At 66.9% G+C, this 20738-nt stretch carries 23 protein-coding genes; 11 read left to right on the forward strand and 12 right to left on the reverse strand.

Features of this window, described 5'->3' with window-relative positions; genetic code table 11:
- The first annotated feature begins 43 nt into the window (after nucleotides 1-43).
- The 11 genes from BW970_RS11770 to BW970_RS11820 all read left to right on the forward strand — a co-directional run bounded on the left by BW970_RS11770 (nucleotide 44) and on the right by BW970_RS11820 (nucleotide 9881).
- Nucleotides 44-433 carry a RidA family protein gene (locus tag BW970_RS11770; protein WP_076531505.1) on the forward strand — a complete coding sequence of 130 codons (390 nt, stop codon included), beginning with the start codon at nucleotides 44-46 and terminating at the stop codon, nucleotides 431-433.
- Nucleotides 434-605: 172 nt separating this feature from the next.
- The gene (locus BW970_RS11775; protein WP_076531507.1) at nucleotides 606-1391 is read left to right on the forward strand and encodes a creatininase family protein; all 786 of its coding nucleotides are present in this window, start codon (nucleotides 606-608) and stop codon (nucleotides 1389-1391) included.
- Nucleotides 1388-2638 carry an amidohydrolase family protein gene (locus tag BW970_RS11780; RefSeq protein ID WP_076531509.1) on the forward strand — a complete coding sequence of 417 codons (1251 nt, stop codon included), beginning with the start codon at nucleotides 1388-1390 and terminating at the stop codon, nucleotides 2636-2638. The genes BW970_RS11775 and BW970_RS11780 overlap by 4 nt, the downstream gene beginning before the upstream one ends.
- Nucleotides 2629-4008: an FAD-binding oxidoreductase gene (locus BW970_RS11785; RefSeq protein ID WP_076531511.1), complete on the forward strand. Its 1380-nt coding sequence runs from the start codon at nucleotides 2629-2631 to the stop codon at nucleotides 4006-4008. The genes BW970_RS11780 and BW970_RS11785 overlap by 10 nt, the downstream gene beginning before the upstream one ends.
- A gap of 10 nt (nucleotides 4009-4018) precedes the next feature.
- Nucleotides 4019-4600 carry an NAD(P)H-dependent oxidoreductase gene (locus BW970_RS11790; RefSeq protein WP_076531513.1) on the forward strand — a complete coding sequence of 194 codons (582 nt, stop codon included), beginning with the start codon at nucleotides 4019-4021 and terminating at the stop codon, nucleotides 4598-4600.
- Between the two features lie 11 nt (nucleotides 4601-4611).
- The gene (locus BW970_RS11795) at nucleotides 4612-5352 is read left to right on the forward strand and encodes an ABC transporter ATP-binding protein (RefSeq protein WP_229740494.1); all 741 of its coding nucleotides are present in this window, start codon (nucleotides 4612-4614) and stop codon (nucleotides 5350-5352) included.
- 3 nt (nucleotides 5353-5355) lie between these two features.
- The gene (locus BW970_RS11800) at nucleotides 5356-6255 is read left to right on the forward strand and encodes an ABC transporter permease (RefSeq protein ID WP_076531517.1); all 900 of its coding nucleotides are present in this window, start codon (nucleotides 5356-5358) and stop codon (nucleotides 6253-6255) included.
- A gap of 49 nt (nucleotides 6256-6304) precedes the next feature.
- Nucleotides 6305-7456 carry a hypothetical protein gene (locus BW970_RS11805; RefSeq protein WP_229740493.1) on the forward strand — a complete coding sequence of 384 codons (1152 nt, stop codon included), beginning with the start codon at nucleotides 6305-6307 and terminating at the stop codon, nucleotides 7454-7456.
- Between the two features lies 1 nt (nucleotide 7457).
- Complete coding sequence (locus BW970_RS11810; protein ID WP_076531519.1) at nucleotides 7458-8297, forward strand: bifunctional 5,10-methylenetetrahydrofolate dehydrogenase/5,10-methenyltetrahydrofolate cyclohydrolase; 840 nt, start codon at nucleotides 7458-7460, stop codon at nucleotides 8295-8297.
- Nucleotides 8290-9069 (forward strand): IclR family transcriptional regulator, encoded by a 780-nt coding sequence (locus tag BW970_RS11815; RefSeq protein ID WP_083701241.1) that lies wholly within the window; start codon nucleotides 8290-8292, stop codon nucleotides 9067-9069. Before BW970_RS11810 ends, BW970_RS11815 begins: the two co-directional genes overlap by 8 nt.
- Nucleotides 9066-9881, forward strand: a complete 816-nt coding sequence (locus tag BW970_RS11820) for a bifunctional 5,10-methylenetetrahydrofolate dehydrogenase/5,10-methenyltetrahydrofolate cyclohydrolase (protein ID WP_076531523.1) — start codon at nucleotides 9066-9068, stop codon at nucleotides 9879-9881. Before BW970_RS11815 ends, BW970_RS11820 begins: the two co-directional genes overlap by 4 nt.
- A gap of 197 nt (nucleotides 9882-10078) precedes the next feature.
- On the opposite strand, the gene BW970_RS11825 is transcribed toward BW970_RS11820, so the two are convergent.
- The 12 genes from BW970_RS11825 to BW970_RS11880 form a co-directional block, all read right to left on the reverse strand.
- On the reverse strand, nucleotides 10079-11323 hold the full coding sequence (locus BW970_RS11825) for an FAD-dependent monooxygenase (protein ID WP_076531525.1): 1245 nt from the start codon (nucleotides 11321-11323) through the stop codon (nucleotides 10079-10081).
- 3 nt (nucleotides 11324-11326) lie between these two features.
- Nucleotides 11327-11773 (reverse strand): cupin domain-containing protein, encoded by a 447-nt coding sequence (locus BW970_RS11830; RefSeq protein WP_076531527.1) that lies wholly within the window; start codon nucleotides 11771-11773, stop codon nucleotides 11327-11329.
- A 14-nt stretch (nucleotides 11774-11787) separates the two neighbouring features.
- Complete coding sequence (locus BW970_RS11835) at nucleotides 11788-12075, reverse strand: YciI family protein (RefSeq protein WP_076531529.1); 288 nt, start codon at nucleotides 12073-12075, stop codon at nucleotides 11788-11790.
- A 2-nt stretch (nucleotides 12076-12077) separates the two neighbouring features.
- Nucleotides 12078-12794 carry an ABC transporter ATP-binding protein gene (locus BW970_RS11840; protein ID WP_076531531.1) on the reverse strand — a complete coding sequence of 239 codons (717 nt, stop codon included), beginning with the start codon at nucleotides 12792-12794 and terminating at the stop codon, nucleotides 12078-12080.
- Nucleotides 12791-13507, reverse strand: coding sequence for an ABC transporter ATP-binding protein (locus BW970_RS11845; protein ID WP_076531533.1), 717 nt, complete (start codon nucleotides 13505-13507; stop codon nucleotides 12791-12793). The genes BW970_RS11840 and BW970_RS11845 overlap by 4 nt, the downstream gene beginning before the upstream one ends.
- Nucleotides 13504-14406, reverse strand: coding sequence for a branched-chain amino acid ABC transporter permease (locus BW970_RS11850; protein WP_083701243.1), 903 nt, complete (start codon nucleotides 14404-14406; stop codon nucleotides 13504-13506). Before BW970_RS11850 ends, BW970_RS11845 begins: the two co-directional genes overlap by 4 nt.
- Nucleotides 14403-15293: a branched-chain amino acid ABC transporter permease gene (locus BW970_RS11855; protein ID WP_076531535.1), complete on the reverse strand. Its 891-nt coding sequence runs from the start codon at nucleotides 15291-15293 to the stop codon at nucleotides 14403-14405. Before BW970_RS11855 ends, BW970_RS11850 begins: the two co-directional genes overlap by 4 nt.
- Nucleotides 15294-15351: 58 nt before the next feature.
- Nucleotides 15352-16539, reverse strand: coding sequence for an amino acid ABC transporter substrate-binding protein (locus BW970_RS11860; protein ID WP_076531537.1), 1188 nt, complete (start codon nucleotides 16537-16539; stop codon nucleotides 15352-15354).
- A 121-nt stretch (nucleotides 16540-16660) separates the two neighbouring features.
- The gene (locus BW970_RS11865) at nucleotides 16661-18964 is read right to left on the reverse strand and encodes a xanthine dehydrogenase family protein molybdopterin-binding subunit (RefSeq protein WP_076531539.1); all 2304 of its coding nucleotides are present in this window, start codon (nucleotides 18962-18964) and stop codon (nucleotides 16661-16663) included.
- Entirely contained in the window at nucleotides 18961-19437 is a 477-nt protein-coding gene (locus BW970_RS11870; RefSeq protein ID WP_076531541.1) for a (2Fe-2S)-binding protein, read from the reverse strand. Before BW970_RS11870 ends, BW970_RS11865 begins: the two co-directional genes overlap by 4 nt.
- On the reverse strand, nucleotides 19437-20282 hold the full coding sequence (locus tag BW970_RS11875; protein ID WP_076531543.1) for an FAD binding domain-containing protein: 846 nt from the start codon (nucleotides 20280-20282) through the stop codon (nucleotides 19437-19439). Before BW970_RS11875 ends, BW970_RS11870 begins: the two co-directional genes overlap by 1 nt.
- Nucleotides 20279-20731: an SRPBCC family protein gene (locus BW970_RS11880; protein ID WP_076531545.1), complete on the reverse strand. Its 453-nt coding sequence runs from the start codon at nucleotides 20729-20731 to the stop codon at nucleotides 20279-20281. Before BW970_RS11880 ends, BW970_RS11875 begins: the two co-directional genes overlap by 4 nt.
- Nucleotides 20732-20738 lie beyond the last annotated feature (7 nt).

Below are 20738 nucleotides of genomic sequence, written 5' to 3' on the forward strand. Positions count from 1 at the left end.
GCGGCGTGAAACCCTGCTGCCGTCCCCTGACACGGAGCGTTCCATGACCTTGCGCCACCTGCTGCCCGCCACCATCGCCCGGCCTCTGGCCGCCTACAGCCACGGCGTGGAAATCGCGGCCGGGGCGCGGCTGGTGCTGTGTTCGGGCCAGTTGGCCATCGGGCCGCAGGGCGATGTGCCCGAAGATGCCGGGGCCCAAGCCGAGCGCTGCTTTGCCAACGGCGCCGCGATCCTGGCCGAGGCAGGCATGACCCTGGCCGATGTGGTGCGGATCAACGCCTATGTCACCGACCGGGCGCATATGGCCCCCTATATGGCGGTGCGCGACCGGCTGTTTGCGCAACCTGCCCCGGCCTCGACCCTGATGATCGTGACGGGTTTCACCCGGCCCGAGTTCAAGGTGGAAATAGAGTTGCTGGCCGCCCGGCCCTGACCCTTCGCCGATTGCAACCTGCCCTGTCGCCGGGCGCGACGCCGCATTGTTGGGCAACGATGCGGCGCTGCGGCATTTTTACCGACGCTCTGTGGCGGCAGGTCTGGCCCATGCGGGGCGGCCAGGGCCAGTCTACGACATGCGAACACTTGCTCGATAATCGGACAACCCCATGCCCCTGCGCCACTGGTCAGATCTGAAGACCACCGATTTCGCCACGCTGGATCCGGATCGGACCGTGGCCCTGCTGCCCGTGGGCGCCACGGAACAGCACGGGCCGCATCTGCCGCTGTCCACCGATTCCGTGCTGGCAGAGGGCATGGCGCGGCTGGCCGCCACCGCAGCCACCGCCCCGGTGCTGGTGCTGCCCACGGTCACGGTGGCAAAATCCGATGAACATATCGGCTTTCCGGGCACCCTGACGCTGGATGGTCCCACCCTGCTGGCGGTGCTGGAACAGATCGGCGCCTCGGTCGCGCGGGCGGGTGTGCGGCGGCTGGTGTGCCTGAATGCCCATGGCGGCAATGTGCCGGTGCTGCACCTGCTGGCGCGCAGCTTGCGGCTGCGGCACGACATGCTGGTGGCCACCGCAGGCTGGGTGTCGATGGGCTTTCCCGACGGCGCGGTTCCGGCGCCCGAACAGACCGAGGGCATTCACGGCGGGCTGGTGGAAACGGCGGCGATGCTGCATTTCCGGCCCGATCTGGTGGACATGACCCAGGCAAGGTACTTTCGCCCCGCCTCGGCCGATATCGCGCAGCGCAATCAGGTGCTGCGGATGCTGGGGCCGGTCGGCCTGGGCTGGCGGGCCGAGGATCTGCACCCTGACGGCGCCGCTGGCGATGCGCGCGGTGCCACCGCCGAACTGGGCGCCCGTCTTGCCGACCATGCCGCGCGCCGGTTCGGGCTGCTGCTGGACGAGGTGGCCGCCCTTGCGCTGCCGGCACGACGCGCATGACCGACCCCTTGCCCCTTGCCGACCTGCTGTTGCGCAATCTGGTGCTGCCCGCCGCGCTGTGCGACGGGCTGGAGGGCACCGATCTGGGCGACGGGCTGATGCGGGCCGATCTGGCGGTGGCCGATGGCCGCATCACCCCGCTGCGCCCGGCACGGGAAACCCGCGACATGGGCGGGCGCATCGCCGTGCCGGGTCTGGTCGATGCGCATGTGCATCTGGACAAGTCCCTGACCGCGCATCGCACCGGCGTCAGCCGCACCGGACTGGCCGAGGCGGTGGAATTGTCGATCGCCGACGCGCCGCACCGCACCCTGCCCGACCTGATCGCGCGGATGGACCGGGCCATTGCCATGGCCCATGCCAATGGCACCGTGGCGCTGCGCAGCCATCTGGACAGCATGGCCGCCCCCGATGACAGCCCGGCATGGCAGGCCTTGGCGGTGATGCAGGACCGCTGGCACCTGCGGATGCATCTGGAACCCGTGGCCCTGATGCGGATCGACCGCGCGCTGGAGCCGGGATTTGCCGCCCGCTGTGCACAGATCGCCGCGCGCGGCGGGCTGGCAGGCGGGTATATTCCGCCAGAGGGCTGTGACAGGGCGGCGGTCGATGCCTTTCTGATCCATGCAGGCGATGCCGGGCTTGCGGTGGATTTCCACGTCGATGAGACGCTGGACCCCGACGCCAGCGGGATCGAAACCGTGCTGGATGCCATTGCCCGTACCGGTTTCGACCGTTCGGTCACTTTCGGCCATTGCTGCGCGCTGTCGGCCATGGATCGCCTGAAGGCGTTGCACATTGCCGAACGCATGGCCCATGCCGGGGTGCAGGTGTTCGCCCTGCCCCTGACCAATGCCTTCCTGATGGACCGTTGCCCCGGCACCAGCCCGCGCCTGCGCGGCATGACGTTGGTGCAGGAACTGGCCGCCCTGGGCGTGCCTGTCGGATTTGCATCGGACAATGTGCGCGATGCCTTTTACCCCCATGGCAGCTATGACCTGTGGGAAGTGTTCCGCCAGGCGGTGCTGGCCATGCAACTGGAAGCTGCCCCGCAGGACTGGATCGCCGCCATCACCACCCGCCCCGCCACGGCCATGGGCCGCAGCGCCCGCATTGCCCCCGGTGCCCCGGCGGACCTGATCCTGTTCGACGCCTGCGACTGGACCGGGCTGTTGTCCCGCGCACATGAAAACCGGCTGGTCCTGCGCGCGGGCCGCCCCCTTGAAAGCCCCCCCGCATGGACCTGACCGCGCTGAAAACCGATCTCGACGGGCTGGACATCGACGACCGCCCCAGCGTGCTGCGGGCAAAGAGCCGCGATTTCTACTGGTATTCGCCCATCCTGAAACGCCAGCTGGACGGGATCACCGCCGATCTGGTCATTTCCCCCCGCGACGAGGCCGAGGTGATCCGCGTGCTGTCCGCCTGCTACCGCCACAGGGTGCCGGTGACGGTGCGGGGTGCAGGGACCGGGAATTATGGCCAGGCCATGCCACTGCAAGGCGGCGTGGTGCTGCACATGCAGCATATGGCAGGCGTCATCGCCCTGGGCGACGACCATGTGGTCGTCCGCTCTGGAACGGTCATCGACCATATCGAACAGCATCTGCGCCGGAACGGCCGGGAGATCCGGCTGTTCCCGTCCACCACGGCCACGGCCACCATCGGCGGGTTCATCGCGGGCGGATCGTCCGGGGTGGGCGCGATCCGCTGGGGGGGCCTGCGCAACCCCGCCAACATCCGCCGCCTGCGGCTGGTGACCATGGAGGAAACGCCGCGCGTGCTGGACCTGACCGGGCATGACATCCACAAGGCCGCCCATGCCTATGGCGTCAACGGCGTGATGACAGAAGTCGAACTGCCGGTGGACCCGGCAGGCGACTGGGTGGATGTGATGATCACGGCGCCAGATTTCATCGCCGCCAACCAGTTGGCGATCGAACTGGGCGAAGCACTGCTGTTGCGGATGCTGTCCACCTTCGCCGCGCCGGTGCCGGAGTTGTATTTCCAGCGCTACCGCCGCCATGCGGGCACGGGCCGCGCGGTCCTCGCGCTGATGGTGGCCCGCGACGCGCTGCCCGCGCTGGAGGCCCGCGTCACCGCCTGGCCGGGGGCCGCGATCACCTATCGCGCCGACCGGGCCGATCCGGCCGAACGCCTGCCCGCGCTGTATGAAATGGCCTGGAACCACACCACCCTGCGCGCCATCCGCATCGACCCCGGCGTGACCTATCTGCAAATGATGTTCCCGCGCGACCGCATGGCCGAAACCATTGCCGCACTGGAGCTCCGCTTTGGCAACGAACTGATGCTGCATTGCGAATACACACGGTTCAACGGCGTGGTCAGCCCTGTGGCGATGCCCCTTGTCCGCTTCACGACCGAAAACCGGCTGGAAGAGCTGATACAACTTCTGGAAGCCGAGTTTCCGATCACCGTGTTCAACCCGCATCGCGTGACACTGGAAGAAGGCGGGATGAAGCGGACCGACCTCTCGCAACTGGACTTCAAGCGCCAGACCGATCCGCTGGGGCTGATGAACCCCGGCAAGATGATCGCCTGGACCACCCCCGACTGGACGCCGGAAACCGGCAAGAATTTCCTGTTCACCGAATGAAGGCCCCACGATGAAGGTGCATGTCATCTACGCCCACCCGCAGCCCGACAGCCTGAATGCCACGCTGCATCGCACCGTGGTTCAGGCGCTGACCGAGGCCGGGCATCAGGTGGACGATCTGGATCTGTATGCCGAAGGGTTCGACCCTGTGTTGACCCGTGCAGACCGCGATATCTATCACGATGTGCCTGCCAACCGGGCGCGGGTGGACGGGTATGTCCAGCGCCTGCAAGCCTGCGATGCGGTGGTGTTGTGCCATCCGGTGTGGAATTTCGGCTGGCCTGCAATCCTGAAAGGGTATTTCGACAAGGTGTTCCTGCCCGATGTCTCGTTCAGGATGCACGATGGCCAGGTGTCGCCAGGGTTGCAGAACATCCGCAAGCTGGCCACCGTGACCACCTATGGGTCGAAACGCTGGCGGGCCTGGTTTCTGGGCGATGCGCCCCGGCGGAATGCCACCCGGTTTCTGCGGGTATGCTGCAATCCGATGGTAAAGGTCAGCTATCATGCCCTATACGACATGAACAACGTAAGCCGTGCCGAAACCGACGCCTATGTCGCCCGTGTACGCGCGGCGATGCTGAAATTCTGATGGAAGCTGCCATGACTGCCCCTGCCCTGCGGTTCGACAACGTGTCGATGCAATATCCCGATGGCACTGTTGCGCTGGCGGGGGTGGATCTGTCGGTGGCGCCGGGCGAATTCGTCTCGGTCGTCGGGCCGTCGGGTTGTGGGAAATCGACGTTGCTGAAACTCGCCTCGGGGCTGGAAACCCATACCGGGGGCGAGATCTGGGTGGACCGGGCCAGTCTGGGATACACGTTTCAGGATGCGACCCTGCTGCCCTGGCGCACGGTGCTGCCCAATGTGGAACTGCTGATGGAGCTGCGCGGCGTGCCGGCAGCCGAACGCCGACGGATCGCGCTGGAACAGATCGACCTTGTCGGGCTGAACGGGTTCGAGAACCATTATCCCAAGCGGCTGTCGGGCGGAATGCGGATGCGCGCCGCGCTGGCGCGATCCCTGGCGCTGAATCCGGGGGTGTTCATGTTTGACGAGCCCTTTGGTGCGCTGGATGAGATTACCCGCGAGCGGCTGATCGACGAAGTGATCGGGCTCTATCTGCGCAAGGGGTTCACCGGCCTGTTCATCACCCATTCCATCCCCGAGGCGGTGTATCTGTCGTCCCGCGTGGTGGTGATGAGCCGGCGCCCCGGCCGGATCATGGCCGAATTCGACATCCCTTTTGACTGGCCCCGCACCGCAGATCTGCGCTGGAACCCGGATTTCACCCGGCTGGCGGGCGAGGTATCGGTCGCCCTGCGCCGCGCGATGGAGGATTAGGCCATGACCACCCGCCACGCCCCCCAGCCTGTCGCCCCCCCGCCTGTCACCCGCGCGCCGCGCATTCACCCTGAACGCTTTGCCCCCGTGCCGGTGGAACAGCCCCCCGGCCCCTTGCGGGCCTTTGTGGCGCTGATGTTGCCGCCGGTGATCATGGGGCTGCTGCTACTGGCGCTGTACGCCTGGACCCGCTGGAACCTGCCGCCGCACCGCCAGTTCCTGATGCCATCGGCCCATGGCCTGTGGACCGAGGCGCTGTCCCGCCCCGAGGTGCTGGCCGAATTGTGGGACCGCAGCCTTGTGACCATCACCATCGCGCTCACCGGGCTTGGGGTGTCGATCCCGCTGGGCATGGCCATCGGCATCGTGATGTTCCGCTTTCACGTCATGGAACGCGCGGTATTTCCCTATCTGGTGGCGCTGCAATCCATTCCGATCCTGGCGATCATTCCCCTGATCCAGAGCGGGCTTGGCTTCGGCTTCATGCCCAAGGTGCTGATCGTGGCGCTGTTCACCTTTTTCGCCTTTCCCACCACGCTGCTGTTGGGGCTGAAAAGCCTGGACCGCGGCATCCTGAACCTGTTCCGCCTGCAAGGGTCCAGTTGGGGGGCAATGCTGTGGAAGGCGGGCCTGCCTTCGGCCGCGCCGGCGCTGTTTGCGGGGTTCCGCATCTCGACCGGCATGGCGATCATCGGCGCGGTCACGTCGGAACTGTTCTTCCTTGCGGGCAAGGGCGGGCTGGGGCAAATGCTGATCAACGCCAAGACCGACTTCAAGTACGAGCAGATGTATGCCGCACTGATCGCATCTTCGGCGTTGTCGATAACGGTGTACCTGGTCTTCACCTGGGCGGGAAACCGCCTGTTCGCAAGCTGGCACGAAAGTGCCGCCCGCCGGGGCTGAGCTGCCCCGAACCTGTCGCCTCCTCCTCCAAGAACCACAGGGAACCGCCATGATCAAAGGTCTGCTTTGCGCCGTCGCCACCACGACGACCGCGCTTGCCGCGCTGCCTGCCCTTGCCCAGGGCACCACTGCCGAACGCTATGCCACACCGCTGGCCGATGTATGCCCCAGCCCGCTGTATATCCAGAAGGACTGGCTGGCGCAGGCCGAACACGGCGGGCTGTACCAGCTGATCGGGCCGGGCGGCGTGATGGAACAGGGCCGCTATACCGGCCCGCTGGGATCCACCGGGATCGACCTTGTGATCCTGGAAGGCGGAGGCAACATCGGCCTGGGCGATGGCGAAACCGCCTATTCGGCACTGTTCAACGGCAATTCCAGGGCAGGCGTCACCCCGCATCTGGGCTTTCAGGAACTGGACAACGCCTTCATCTTTTCCAGGCGGTTCCCGGTGACGGGCGTCTTCACCGCCTTGGACAAGGCGCCGTCGGGCCTGTTCTGGGATGTCGGCACCTATCCCGAAGGCTTCCATTCGATCGAGGATCTCCGGGCCTTTGCCGCCAGCGGCACGGGGATGATCTATGTCTCGACCATCACGCGGACCTTCGGCCTGTATCTGGTGAATTCCGGCGTGCCCAAGGATGTCTTTGTCGAAGGCTATCGCGGCGATGGCGAGAATTTCGTCACCAGCAACGGAACCTGGCTGAACCAGGGCTTTGTCACATCCGAGGTCTACAAGTACAGCCACGGCAACAACTGGGGCAAGCCGGTCGATGCGGTGACGGTGAACGAACTGGGCTATCCCACCTATACCGGCATGTTGGCGGTCGCCAATCACCGGCTGGAGGAACTGGCCCCCTGTCTGACCAGGCTGGTACCGATCCTGCAACAGGCGCAGGTGGATTACATCACCGCACCCGAGATGGCGAACAAGGTTATCCACGATTTCAACGCCGGTGGATTTGCCACAAGCTGGTGGAAAACCTCGATGGAGTTGAACGCCTTTTCCGCCGCCGCGCAAAAGGAACGCGGCATCGTCGGCAACGGCCCCAATGCCACGCTGGGCGATTTCGATATGGATCAGGTCAAGGCGATGTATGACATCGTGAAACCCTGGCTGGACGAACGCGCCAATCCCGATGTGACGCCCGAGGATGTGGTCACCAACCGCTTCATCGACCCCGCCATCGGGCTGAAGTGACATGGCGGCCGTGCTGCTGGACGGTGACGCGCTGGCCGCGACCCTGCGCCGCGACATGGCGGCGGCGGTCGGGCGCCTGCCCCGCCCGCCGCGCATGGCCACCGTGCTGGTCGGGGATGACCCGGCCAGCCGCGCCTATATCGGGCGCAAACATGCCGATTGCGCCGAACTGGGGATCGCCGCCGATCTGGTGACCATGCCGGCCGACACGACGCCCGCCGCCCTGCTGGACACGGTTGCGCGGCTGAATGCCGATCACGCGGTGGACGGGTTCTTTGTGCAGTTTCCGCTGCCCGGCGGGCATGATGCGAGGGCGGTCGCCGCCGCCATCGCCCCGGACAAGGACATCGACGGGCTGGCGCCTGAAAACCTGGGCCGGATGATCGCCGGGCTGCCGGGCCTGCGCCCCTGCACGCCAGCCGCCGTGCTGGCGCTGCTGCACCGATATGACGTGCCGCTGGCCGGGCGCCATGTGGTCATCGTGGGGCGCGGGCTGCTGGTCGGGCGGCCGCTGGCGCTGATGCTGTCGGCGCGGGGCGTCGATGCCACGGTGACGCTGGCCCATTCTGCCACGCCCGACCTGCCCGCCCAGACCCGCCGCGCCGATGTGGTGATCGCCGCGGCCGGGCAGCCCGGCCTGATCCGCGCCGACATGATCCGCCCCGGCGCCGCCGTGGTGGGCGTGGGGATCAGCTATGTCGGCGGCCAGATGGTTTCGGACCTTGCCGCCGATGTGGCGGGGGTGGCTGGCCATGTCACCCCGCCGCATGGGTCGGTCGGCGCCTTGACCCGCGCCATGCTGCTGGCCAACCTGATCGACGCGGTCCGCCGCCATGGCTGACCGCCCCCCCATGGACACCGACAAGGAGGTTTCGTTGACCTTCGCCAAGGGGCTGGACGTGATCGAAGCCTTTGCCGGGACCGAACGCCGCCTGTCGGTTTCGGAACTGGCCGCCCGAACCGGCCTGAACCGCGCCGTCACCCGCCGCCTTGTGCGCACATTGGAAATGAAGGGCTATGCCCGCGCCGACCGGGGGCAGTACGAACTGACACCCCATGTGCTGCGGCTGATCCGCGGCTTCATCGAAGGGCGCAGCCTGCCGCAGATCGTGCATCCGATCCTGCGCCGTCTGGCCGAGGAGATTGGCGAATCCACCTCTTTTGCCATGCTGGACGACACCGAGGCGGTCTATGTCGCCCATGCCTTTCTGCCGTCGCGCTTCACGCTGAACAGGGTAACGGTTGGCTCACGGGTGCCGCTGTTGCCGACAGCGGCGGGGCGGGTGATCCTGGCCTTTCTGCCTGTGGGGGAACGCGCCGCCCTGACGGCCCGGCTGGCCGCCGCCGCCCCCGCGCCGCAGACCCCGGACGAGGCGCATCGGATGGCCACGATCCTGGCCGACTGCCAGCGGCTGGGCTATTGCCTGTCGGACAGCGACTATGTCGAGGGTGTCGCCTCGCTGGCGGTGCCGGTGTTCGACGGATTGCAGCATGTGACGGGGGCGATCTCGATCATCTTTCCCACCCATGGCCTTGATGCGGCAGAGATTGCCGGACGGATCGCGCCCCGGATGCAGGCGGGCGCCGCAGAGCTGTCAGGCGCATTGCCATGACGCAGGTGTTCACGGGATTTGCACTGGCAGAGCGGATTCAGGCCGGGACGCGGGCCATGGTCGGACGGCTGGGCCGCGCGCCGGTCTGCGTGACGCTGCTGGATCCGGCGAATGGCGCCGCCGCAGCCTATCTGGCCCGCCAGAGCGCCATGGCCGCCAGCGCCGGGGTGAGGATCTCGGCCAGCGACTGGGGCAACGATCCGGCCGCTCGGCTGGCGGCATATGCCGCCGATCCGGCGGTCGATGCGGTGGCGGCGCTGTTTCCCCTGCCCCACGGGCTGACACCACAGGCGGTGGCGGCGCTTGTCGGGGCGGAAAAGGATGTCGATGGCCAGCATCCGACCCACGCGGGCGGCCTGCTGCTGGGCGATGGTACCACACGCCCCCCCGCGACCGCGCAGGCGGCGCTGCTATGTGCCAGAGAGATTCTGGGGGATCTGCGCGGCGCAGACCTGACACTGGTCGGCGCCTCGCGGCTGATCGGGCGCCCTCTGGCGATGCTGCTGACCGATGCGGGGGCCACGGTGACGCTGTGCCATGCCGAGACCCGCGATCTGGCGACCCATACGCGCCGGGCGGATCTGATCGTGACAGCCGCAGGCGTAAAGGGGCTGATCGGGCGCGATCATGTGGCGCCGGGCGGCAGGGTGCTGGATCTGGCGGTCATACCGACAGCCGCAGGGCTGGTCGGCGACGCGGACCGGGCGGCGCTGGACAGCCATGCCGCGCTGGTGTCCGCCGTCCCCGATGGCGTGGGGCCAGTGACGACGGCCTGCCTGATCGCCAATATCGCCAAGGCCGCGCGAGGCTGAGGCCCAGGAAAGGCGGCGATCCGCCCCCCTCGGGGCCGGGTGGCGCATTCACCCCCGGCGGGATCGCCCGGTACCTTGCCGCCCTGTCCGGTGCCCCGGACCCGGCGGGTGCCGGGCGACCGGCGCGGTCCGGGCGGCCCGCAGCCCGGACCTGTGTCAGACCGCGCGCGCCGGGCCGCCCCATCGCCGGGCGGGTATCACCGCATCTGTTCGGTGGCGAACCCGGCGATGCGCGAATAGCCGTTCACGATGGCCTCGCGTTCGGCCAATGGCATGATCGTCTCCAGATCGTCGAACCGCTGCCCCGGCAGATCGCGGATGCGGGCCTCGACCTCGTCGATCACGCGCTCGGGGCCGCCCATGCGGTTGCCCGCCACAACCTCGTTGACCGGGCCAAGCCGCGCGGCCTCATAGGCCAGCAGGGCCGCAGCGGGATCGCCGCCCTGTCCGCAGATCTGCCCCAGCATCCGCGCATCAAGAATGGCCTGCGCCGATCCATTGGCCCCGAACGGATACATCGGATGCGCCGCATCCCCCAGCAGGGTGATGCGGCCGCGCGTCCAACTGGCCAGCGGGTCGCGGTCGCACATCGGAAAATCCCAGAATACCGGGGTGGCATCCACCATGGCGCGAATATCGGTCTCGGGCACGGTGAAGTCTTGCAGGATCGGGTGCAGCACCTCGGCCCTGGCCTCGCGGTCCCAGTCCTCGCGGCCGGGGGTGGGGCTGCCGGGGGCGGCTGCGCGGATCACACAGGCCCAGTTCATCAACTGCGTGCCCGGCGTCTTGCCCGGCCCGATCGGATAGAAGATGAACTTGCGCGTCATGCCCCCGGAATTGATGATCGTGTGCCCGTCCAGCACCACCGGCCAATCGACAGAGCCGCGCCACAGCAACAGCCCGGACCAGCGCGGCGCGCCCTCGTCGGGGTTCAGGTGGCGGCGCACGGCGGAATGGATGCCATCGGCACCAACCAGCACATCGCCATGATCGGTGAAGGTGCTGCCATCGGCGCGGCGGAAGGTGGCGACAACCCCGTCGCCGGTCTCCGTGGCCGACTCGAAGGCCGCATCCAGCGTCAGGGTGCCCGCCGGCATCCGCGCCGCCACCGCATCCAGCAGGACGGTATGAATATCGGCGCGATGCGCGGTGATCTGCGGCACGTCATAGCCCGCCTTCAGGCCGCGCGGCGCATCCCATACCGCCTGACCGCCGCGCGTGCGAAAGATCATGCGGTCGGTACGAACCCCGAGCCGGTCCAGCGGCGCCATCAGCCCGATCTCGTCCAGCGCCTTGACAGCATGGGGCAGCAGGGTGATGCCGACCCCCAGATGGCCGATTTCGGGCACCTTTTCATAGACTTTGCAAGGCACACCTGCCTTGTGCAGAAACAGGGCGGCGGTCAGCCCGCCGATGCCGCCCCCGGCAATGATGACTTTCATGGCTCAGCCCCTTGCCCGACGGTCGGCGATGATCTGATCCAGCCAGGGCCCGTCCAGCTCTGGCATCAGCACGACATTTTCCTGTTCGCGCGCATCGTTGCGGGCGGTGATGGCTGTGGCGGGTTCGGTCATCGACAGGTTGAAGGCGATATGCGGCACCACCGGCGGAATATAGGTGAAGCTGCCGGGCAGCATCAGCGCCTCGTGTTCCAGCTTGTCACCATAGAGCAGCACAATGGCGCCCGAGACCGTATAGATCGCGGTTTCATAGTCGCGGTGGTAATGGGTTTTCGCCCGCCCGCCGGGACCAAAGGCGGTCAGGTTCAGCGACAGGTTCCTTGCACCCGTGCTGTTTTCCGACACGCCGAAAAAGGCGGGCATTCCCTGTTTTGCAATTGCGGTGGTCTTGGGGGTGAAGATCATCACCCTGGTGCCGTCGGGGGTGGTCATGGCGGAGTCCTCTGTCAGGTCTTGGGAAGGGGGGCGCGGTTCCATTGCAGGATACGGGTGTCGGGGCGCAGGCCCGCGGTGCAATAGGGATCGCCAAGGGCCAGGGCGCGGGCGTCGGCGAGGCTGTCCGCCTCGATCACCCACAGCGAGCCACAGAAGGGCGCATCGGCATCGGTGCGCAGACCGCCCGCCTCGGTGATGCGGTCGCGGTGCCGCGCGAGATAGTCGAAATGCGCCGAGGTCAGCGCAGGGTCGAGGTCACGCGGTTGAATATCGTCGAAGAACAGGGCGATGAAGCGCATGGTTACAGTCCCAGATAGGCGCGTCGCACGGCGGGCGCGGCAAGCAGTTCGGCCCCGGTCCCCGTCATGGCGATGCGGCCGTTTTCCAAAAGGGTGGCGTGGTCGGCGATTTCCAGCGCCACGCGGGCGTTCTGTTCGGCCAGCAGGATGGTAAAGCCCGCCGCGCGCAGTTCGGCGATGGTGTCGAACACCTTTCGGACCATCACCGGAGCCAGCCCAAGGGTGGGTTCATCCATCAGGATCAGCCGGGGCCGCGCCATCAGACCGCGCCCCAGCGCCAGCATCTGCTGTTCGCCCCCCGACATCAGGCCCGCGCGCTGGTGGCGGCGTTCCTGCAAGCGGGGAAACCGGCGATAGACCTCGGCCAGCATCTCGTCATGTCCGGCGCGGGCCGACGGGGCGATGGCACCAAGGCGCAGGTTCTGCTCCACCGTCATGCCGCCAAAGACCAGGCGGCCCTCGGGGATCAGCGCCAACCCGCCATCGACCCGCGCATGGCTGGGCAGATGGGCAATGTCGCGGCCCTGAAACAGCACGGTGCCGCTGCGGGGGGCCACCATGCCGGCAAGGGTTTTCATCAGCGTGGTCTTGCCTGCGCCATTGGCCCCGATCAGCGTGGTGACACTGCCACGCGCCACCGCCAGATCGACGCCGAACAGCACCTGCACCTGGCCATAGGCCACGCTCAGGTCATGGACGGACAACAGGACATCGGTCATCCGAAATACACCTCTGCCACCTGGGCGTTGCGCCCGATCTCCTGCGGTGTGCCACTGGCGATTTCCTCGCCGTGGTGCAAGACAAGGATACGGTCGGACAGGGTCATCAGCGCGCCGATGACATGTTCGACGATCACAAAGGTCAGCCCCCGGTCGCGGCGCAGGCTGGACAGGGTGTCCAGCATGGCGGCAATCTCGGTCGGGTTCAGCCCCGCCATCACCTCGTCCAACATCACCAGCTCGGCGCCGGTGGCCAGGGCGCGGGCGATTTCCAGCCGCTTCTGCCCCGAGAGCGTCAGGGCCCCGGCCAGCGTATCGCGCTGATCCGCCAGGCCCACGGCTGCCAGCGCCTCGGCCACCCTGGCCCCGACCTGGGCGCCGCGCAGGGCATGGGCGCCGTACAGCGCCGCGACCCGCACGTTCTCTGCCACGCTCAGCCCGGCCATCGGACGCACGATCTGAAAGGTGCGGCATATACCCTGACGACAGATCCGCGCCGGTGACAGGCCGGTCAGCCGCTGGCCCTTGAACAGCACTTCGCCGCTGGTGGGGGCGGCATGGCCCGCGATCACGCTGAACAGCGTGGTCTTGCCTGCCCCGTTCGCCCCCATCAGCCCCAGGATCTCGCCCTTGGCGACCGACAGGCTGACATCGTTCAGCGCCACGATGCCGCCGAACCGCTTGGTGATGTGGCGCACCTCCAGCAAGGTCATGCGCGGCCCCCCTTGCGGTCCAGCACCCCCGAGAGCCCTTGCGGGACGAACAGCACAAAGCCGATCAGCGCGGCGCCCAGAACGATCATATAAAGCTGCGGAAAGTTCGACCACAGCGCCTCGGACAGCAGGGCAAAGCCGATGGCGCCCAGAATGGGGCCGCGCACGCTGTCGGTGCCGCCAACCAGCGCCATGGTGACGATGGTAAAGCTGACCACCGGGTCAAACGCCTGTCCGGGTTCGAAATAGCCCGTGCGCATCATGGCCAGCGCGCCCACAGCACCGGGAATGGTGGCCGAGGCGATCAGCGCCAGCAGCTTCAGCCGCGCGGTGGGCACGCCCAGGGTTTCGGCGGCGATCTCATCCTCGCGGATGGCGGCCAGCCCGGCGCCAAAGCGCGAATGCCGCACGGCCCAGGCGCCCAGCGTGGCGGCCACGGCCAGCCCCACCATCCACCACAACAACGCATCGGGCGACGGTGCGGAAAAGATCATCCGGCCAAAGCTGCCCAGCGCGGATTCGATGCGCATGACCACATGGCGCACCAGTTCGGCCAGACCATAGGTCAGGATCACGAAATAGGGGCCGCGCACCCGCAACACCGGCAGGCCCACCACAGCGGCAAAGACCGCAGGCGCCAGCGCCGCCACCAGCATCACCGCCGGGAACGGCGCCGCATCGACCATCAGCACCGCGACATAGCCGCCGATGCCATAGAATACCGCATGTCCCAGCGAGATATAGCCGGTGGTCGCCGACAGCATCGACCAGCTTTGCGCAAGCGCGATCCACATGGCGACCTGAAAGGCGATGCCGGTGGCATAGGCATTGCCACCAAAGGGCGCCGCCACGCCCAGCAGGGCAAGGGCAATCCCGGCAAGGGGCCACAGCGCGCTCATGTCCGCACCGCCTTGGTGAACAGCCCTTCGGGGCGCAACATCAGCACACCCACGAAAATCCCGTAGATCAGGATCGACCGATACCCCGCAGAGGTCAGCGCGATGCCATAGGTTTCCACCAGCCCCAGCGCAAAGCCCGCCAGCACCCCCGCGCCGATATTGCCAAGCCCGCCGACGATGATCACCACAAAGGCGACAATGGTGAAGGGAAAGCCCATGAAGGGCGTGATCTGCTCGGTCATGCTGACCAGCACGCCCGCCATGCCTGCCACGGCGAAACCGGCGCAGATGGTGATCAGTTGCACCCGCTCGATATTCACACCCACGACCTGCGCGGCATCCTTGCGCTGGATCACCGCGCGCAGGCCCCAGCCGAACAGATGGAACCGCAGAAAGGCCAGCACGCCAAAGCAGATGCCCGCCGCCACCCCCAGCGTCAGCAGCCGGTTCAGCGTCATGCTGACCCCGCCCCAGGTGATTACCGTATCCAGCCAGCGATAGGCCCGCGGCGAGGCGGTAAAGGCAAGTGCGGCGGCATTCTGCAAGATGACCGAGATGCCATAGAACAGGATCAGCGAATTCGCCTCGACCCGTTTGGCCAGCGCGGGCTTGGCCAGCATCCGGCGGAACAGCCCGGCATAGACCGCCCAGCCCAGCCCTGCACACAGAACCGCCGCCAGCACCAGCGCCACCAGCGGCGGCACCGCCCACAGGGTGAACAGCCAGAAGGCGACATAGGCGCCGATCATCACCAGATCGCCATGCGCGATGTTGAGCAGCCGCAGCGTGCCATAGACCAGGTTCAGCCCCAGCGCGACCAGCGCGTAAAGCGAACCCGACACCAGCGCGGCAAACAGAAGCTGCCCCGAAAGGAGGGTATCCACCATGGTTCGGTTTCCGATGTGTCAGGGGGTGCCCCGCCCCACACGGGCGGGGCCTGCCCGCTTACCAGCCCTGTTTCGGGGCGAATTCGGCCGTGGCGATCGCGGGGGGCCAAACCAGTTCGATCTTGCCATCCTGGATCTGGACAAAGCCGGTGGGCGTCCTGGTGTTCTGCACACCCTCGAACGTCACCTCGCCATTGATCGTCTCGAACGTGCCGGTGGAAATGGCCTCGCGCAGCTTTTCGCGGTCCAGCCCGGCCTTGGCGACGGCCTGTTGCAGGATTTCCATCGACATCCAGGTGACGGCACTGTCCAGCGCATCGGGTTCCTCGCCGAACTTCGCCACATAGGCGTCAAAGAACGCCTTGCCGCGCGGCCAGGCATCGGCCTGCCCCGACCAATGGGCCGAGGACACGATGCCATTGGCACCCGGACCAAAGGCCTTGCGATAGGCGTCAATGGTCGGCCCGATCAGCGACAGCACGAATGGTGCCGCGATCCCGAGTTCCCGCGCCTGTCCGGTGAACAGGAAGGCATCGGCAGGATAGGTCAGCGCCAGAACGGCATCCGGCGCCTTGCCCTTTACCTCGACCAGCATCGAGGTCATGTCCTTGGCATCGGGCGGATAGCTCTGATCGACCAGAACCTCGATCCCGGCCTCTTTCAGCGCCGGCAGCAGAAAGCTGCGGAATTCCTGCGCATAGGGCAGTTCATTGGCCAGAACGGCCACCGATGTCATGCCGTTGGCTTTCAGCATGGCGGCCATTTCCGTGCCCATGCTGTCGGGGATGGCCGAGGTGGTAAACCAGATATACCCCGGCGCCACCTTGCGCAGTTGGACAGAGGCGGCAGTGTTGCCGACCATGGGGAACTTGTAGCGTTGCAGCACCGGCGCCAGCGCCAGATGCATGGGCGTGCCCCAGGGCGCGGCCAGCAGATCAACCTTGTCCTGGGTGATCAGCCGTTCATAGATGCGCACGGTATTGGCCGGGTTCGACTGGTCGTCATAGCTGACGAATTCCACCGGGCGCTTTTCGCCGCCCGGAAGTTCCAGTCCGCCGCTTGCGTTCACCTGGTCCTGCCACAGCAGATACGGGTTTTCCTGCGATGGGGCGGCGGCGGCAAAGATGCCGGTGCGCGCGATGGAATATCCGATGCGGATGGGATCGGCGGCCAGCTCCGCGCCCGTAGAGGCAAGCGTCATCAACGCCGTCAGCGCGAGTCCCGCCAGACTGTTGGGTCGTTTCATCGTGTCCTGACTCCTGTTGGGGTGGTCGTGCGCCCCGGTTTTGGTCCGGGGTCGTGTCGTCGTAAGGTGGTCGTGCCGGATCCGGGCCATGCCCGGTGTCGTCCGATGCGCCGGGGCGGGGTCAGCCGCCTGCCCCGGTCATGCCGTTCAGAACCCGTTCGCCGCTGAGCGGCAGGTGGTGGTGCCGGGCCCCCGTGGCCTGCGCCACCGCATTGGCCACCGCGCCCACGACCGGGTTCAGCCCGATTTCGCCAGCGCCCTTGGCACCGAAGGGGCCGGAGGGTTCGGGATCCTCGATGATGTAGGTGTGGATCGCGTCGGGCACGTCGCGCATCGTCGGCACCTTGTAATCCATCAGCGAGGGGTTGGCCAAACGCGCGCCATCCCAGACCATTTCCTCGACCAGCGCATAGCCGAGCCCCTGGACAAAGCCGCCGTGCAACTGCACCTCGACCAACCTGGGGTTGATGGCCCGGCCCACATCGGCCGCCGACCATGCCTCGTGCACGCTGACCTGGCCCGACACGGGATCCACATCGACATCCACCCCCATGGCGGCAAAGCTGAACACGCCGATCCGCGGGAACGGCAGGCCCAGCGCGATGGCGCGCTTGGGGTCATGGGTGGGTTCGTCAAAGACCAATGTGTTCGCGCCCACGATAGGGCCGCCCGCCGCCCAATGCGCACGCCCCGAGATCTGGGCAAAGGTCAGGTCGGTGTTCGCCCCCTTGCGGCCAATGCGTCCGCCCTCGCGCAGTTCCAGATCCTCGATGGGGCACTCCAGCATCTCGGCGGCGTGGTCCATCGCCTTGTCCACCACCGCCCTGGCCGCCGCCTTGACCGCGCGCCCGGTGGTATAGGTCACGCGGCTGGCTGTCGTGCCCCAGTTATAGGGCGACCCATCGGTATCAGGGCTGGCCACCGCCACACGGTCCAGCGGCACCTTCAGTTCTTCGGCGCAGATCTGGGCCAGCACAGTATCGGACCCCTGCCCGATATCCGTGGCGCCGGTGTTGAGCGAGATCGTCCCGTCCTCCAGCATCCGCACGATGGCGCCGGTGCCCAGCAGGCCCGAGATATGCGCCGACACCGCCAGCCCGAAGTTGCGCGGGCGGCCATCGGCGCGCGGTGTGCTGGCCGCCTGTTCCACCACATCCAGACAACGCGCCAACCCGTTCGAGGCGATCTTTGGCCCGACGAACCAGGTATCGCCCTCGCGCAGCATGTTCTTGCGGCGCATGGCAAAGGCATCCAGCCCGACCTTTTCAGCGATCTGGTCGATCTGCTGCTCGCCGGCAAACAACACCTGCGGGTTACCAAATCCGCGAAAGGCGCCGAACCGCAGTTTGTTGGTATAGACCAGCTGGCCCGACGCCCGCATGTGCGGAATGCGATACGGCCCGCCGCTCATCAGCAGCGCATAGCCCATCACGCCGGGGCTGTCGTCGGCAAAGGCGCCGCAATCCAGCAACACGCGGCATTCGCGCGCCACCAGCGTGCCATCCGCCCGTGCCCCGGTCTTCATCCATACCTTGAACGGATGGCGGGCGCGGACCATCTCGAAATCTTCTTCGCGCGACAGGATCATCTTGACCGGGCGCTGCGCCTTGATCGCCAGCGCGACGCAGATCGGCTGGATATGCGGCTCCATCTTGTTGCCGAACCCGGCACCCACACGCGGGGTCAGGCTGCGCAGCTGCGACATCGGCAGGCCAAGCGATTCACAGACATTGGCCTGCACGCGGAACACCGACTGGTTGGCCGACCACAGGGTGACGCGGCCATTCGCATCCACCTCGGCCAGCGCGCCGCAGGGTTCCATCGACACATGGGCCTGCGCCTGCGTGGTATATTCGCCTTCGACGATCACATCGCACTGATCCCAGGCGGTATCGACATTGCCTTCTTCCAGCCTGGTGCGGCTGCACAGGTTGCCCTGGGATCCGGCATCGAACACCTTGATATAGTCGGCCAGATGCTCGTGCAGGATCGGCGCGTCTTCGGCTAGCCCGTCCTCGGGCGACAGGACCGCAGGAAGTTCCTCGTACCGCACCTCGATCAGACGACAGGCGGCGCGGGCCTCGGCCTCGGTCCGGGCGGCGACGGCGGCGACGGGTTCGCCGACATACATCACCTTGCCGCGTGCAATGGCATGTTCGTCCTTGATAAAGGCGCCCATACGCCCGTCGCCCACATCATCGCCGGTAACAATGGCCACCACGCCAGGCGCAGCCAGCGCCGCTGTCAGGTCATAGCCAAGGATGCGGGCATGGGGATGCGGGCTGGCCAGAATGGCGCCATGCAACATGCCGGGGCGATAAAGGTCGGCAATGTACTGCGCCTGACCGCGCACCTTTTCCAGGCTGTCGACCTTGGCAACCGGCTTACCGACCGTGCTGCCGGCAAAGGGGGCATCCAGGCTCATGGCGTCAACTCCTCGGCAGCGTTGCAAACCGCATCCACGATGGTGCGGTATCCGGTGCAGCGGCACAGATTGCCCGACAGCGCGGATTTCACCGTCTCGCGGCTGGGGCGCGGGGTTTCCGCCAGCAGATTGCGGGCCGACAGCAACATCCCCGATGTGCAGAACCCGCACTGAACCCCGCCGCTTTCAACCATGTGCCGTTGCAGGGTGGCCATGACGGGATCGCTGTTCATCCCCTCCATCGTGCGCAGATCGTGGCCTTCGCAGCGCGCGGTCAGCGTCAGGCAGGCGCGCACGGGCAGGCCGTCGATCAGCACGGTGCAGGCGCCACAGACGCCCTGATTGCAGCCACGCTTGGGCGACAGCACGCCCAGACCATCACGCAGGGTTTCCAGCAGCGTGGCATCGGGGGCGGTTGCCACCTCGGTGTCCTCGCCATTCAGGGTCAGGGTGAACAGGGCCTTTTTCGCCATCACGCGGCCTCCATCACGGGGTTGAGTTCGGCCAGAACCAACGTGATCAGCCGCGGGATCAGCGCCAGCCGGTATTCGGCACTGCCCCGCACGTCGTCCACCGGATCGGCCAGCGCCACCAGCGCGGCGGCGAATTCGGCCACGGCGCCCGCGTCGTGCAGATGGCCGTGCAAGGCCGCCTCGGCGTCGCGGTCGCGGATCGGGCCCGGACCACAGGCGCCAATCGCCACCCGCAGTCCCTGGCCATCCGCCGTCAGCGCCATGGCGCAAGAGGCGGTGGCATAATCGCCCGACACCCGCGCAATCTTGCGATAGGTCGAGGCAGCGGCCTCCGGCGCCGGAAGGGTGATGGCGGTCAGAATCTCGCCTGGTTCCAGCGCGGTTTCGTACCAGTCCTGCACATAGTCCAGGATCGGCACATCGCGCGCGCCCTCTGGTCCCAGAAACGACAGGACGGCATCGGCACAGGCCAGCGCGGGCAGGTAATCGGCCGCGGGGTCGGCATTGGCGACCGATCCGCCCATGGTGCCCATGTTGCGCACCACCTTGTTCGCAATCATCCCGGCCGCCTTGCGCACCACCATCAGCGAGCCGGTGAGCAGGTCCGACCCGGCCGTATCGGCGTGACGGGTCATGGCACCCACCCGGAGGCGGCCATCTGCCAAACGCTCGATCCCGCGCAGGCCGGCTATGCGGTCCAGGCTGATCAGATGGCTGCTGTCCACCAGCCCGGCATTGCGCATGGCCACCAGCGTGGCCCCGCCCGCAATGGGCCGTGCCTCCGGGTGATCGGCCAACAGCGCCACCGCCTGATCCAGCGTGTCGGGAAACAGAACCTGCGTCATGCCGCCACCTCCAGCTTGTGCCGGAACGTCTCGACGAACACATCGGCCAGTTGGTCTGCCTTCTTGCGAAAGATGCCCAGGCCGAATTTCCCCAACCGCCCGGTCATCGACACATCGGCCTCGTAGGATACTTTGGTGCCGCCGGTTTCCGTCGGCTCCAGCCGCAGCACATTGTCCGACGAGACGACCGAGGCGCGCGTGCCCTCTTCGCCCGAGGTACGGGAGATCACGGTGTGCGGCGCCTCTTCGGACAGTACCGTCACCACCAGATTGAACCGCGCCGAAATCGGCCCGACCTTGACCGACACCTTGGCGCGATAGGCCATCGGGTCGATCTGTTCGATGCTTTCGCAACCCGGAATGCACTGCACCATCAGTTCCGGATCACGCACCTTGTCCCATACGCGATCCTGCGGCGCGTCCACCTGAAATTCCCCGGCGATCTTCATGCCCGAC

The organism is Gemmobacter megaterium, assembly GCF_900156815.1.
GTDB lineage: Bacteria > Pseudomonadota > Alphaproteobacteria > Rhodobacterales > Rhodobacteraceae > Wagnerdoeblera > Wagnerdoeblera megaterium.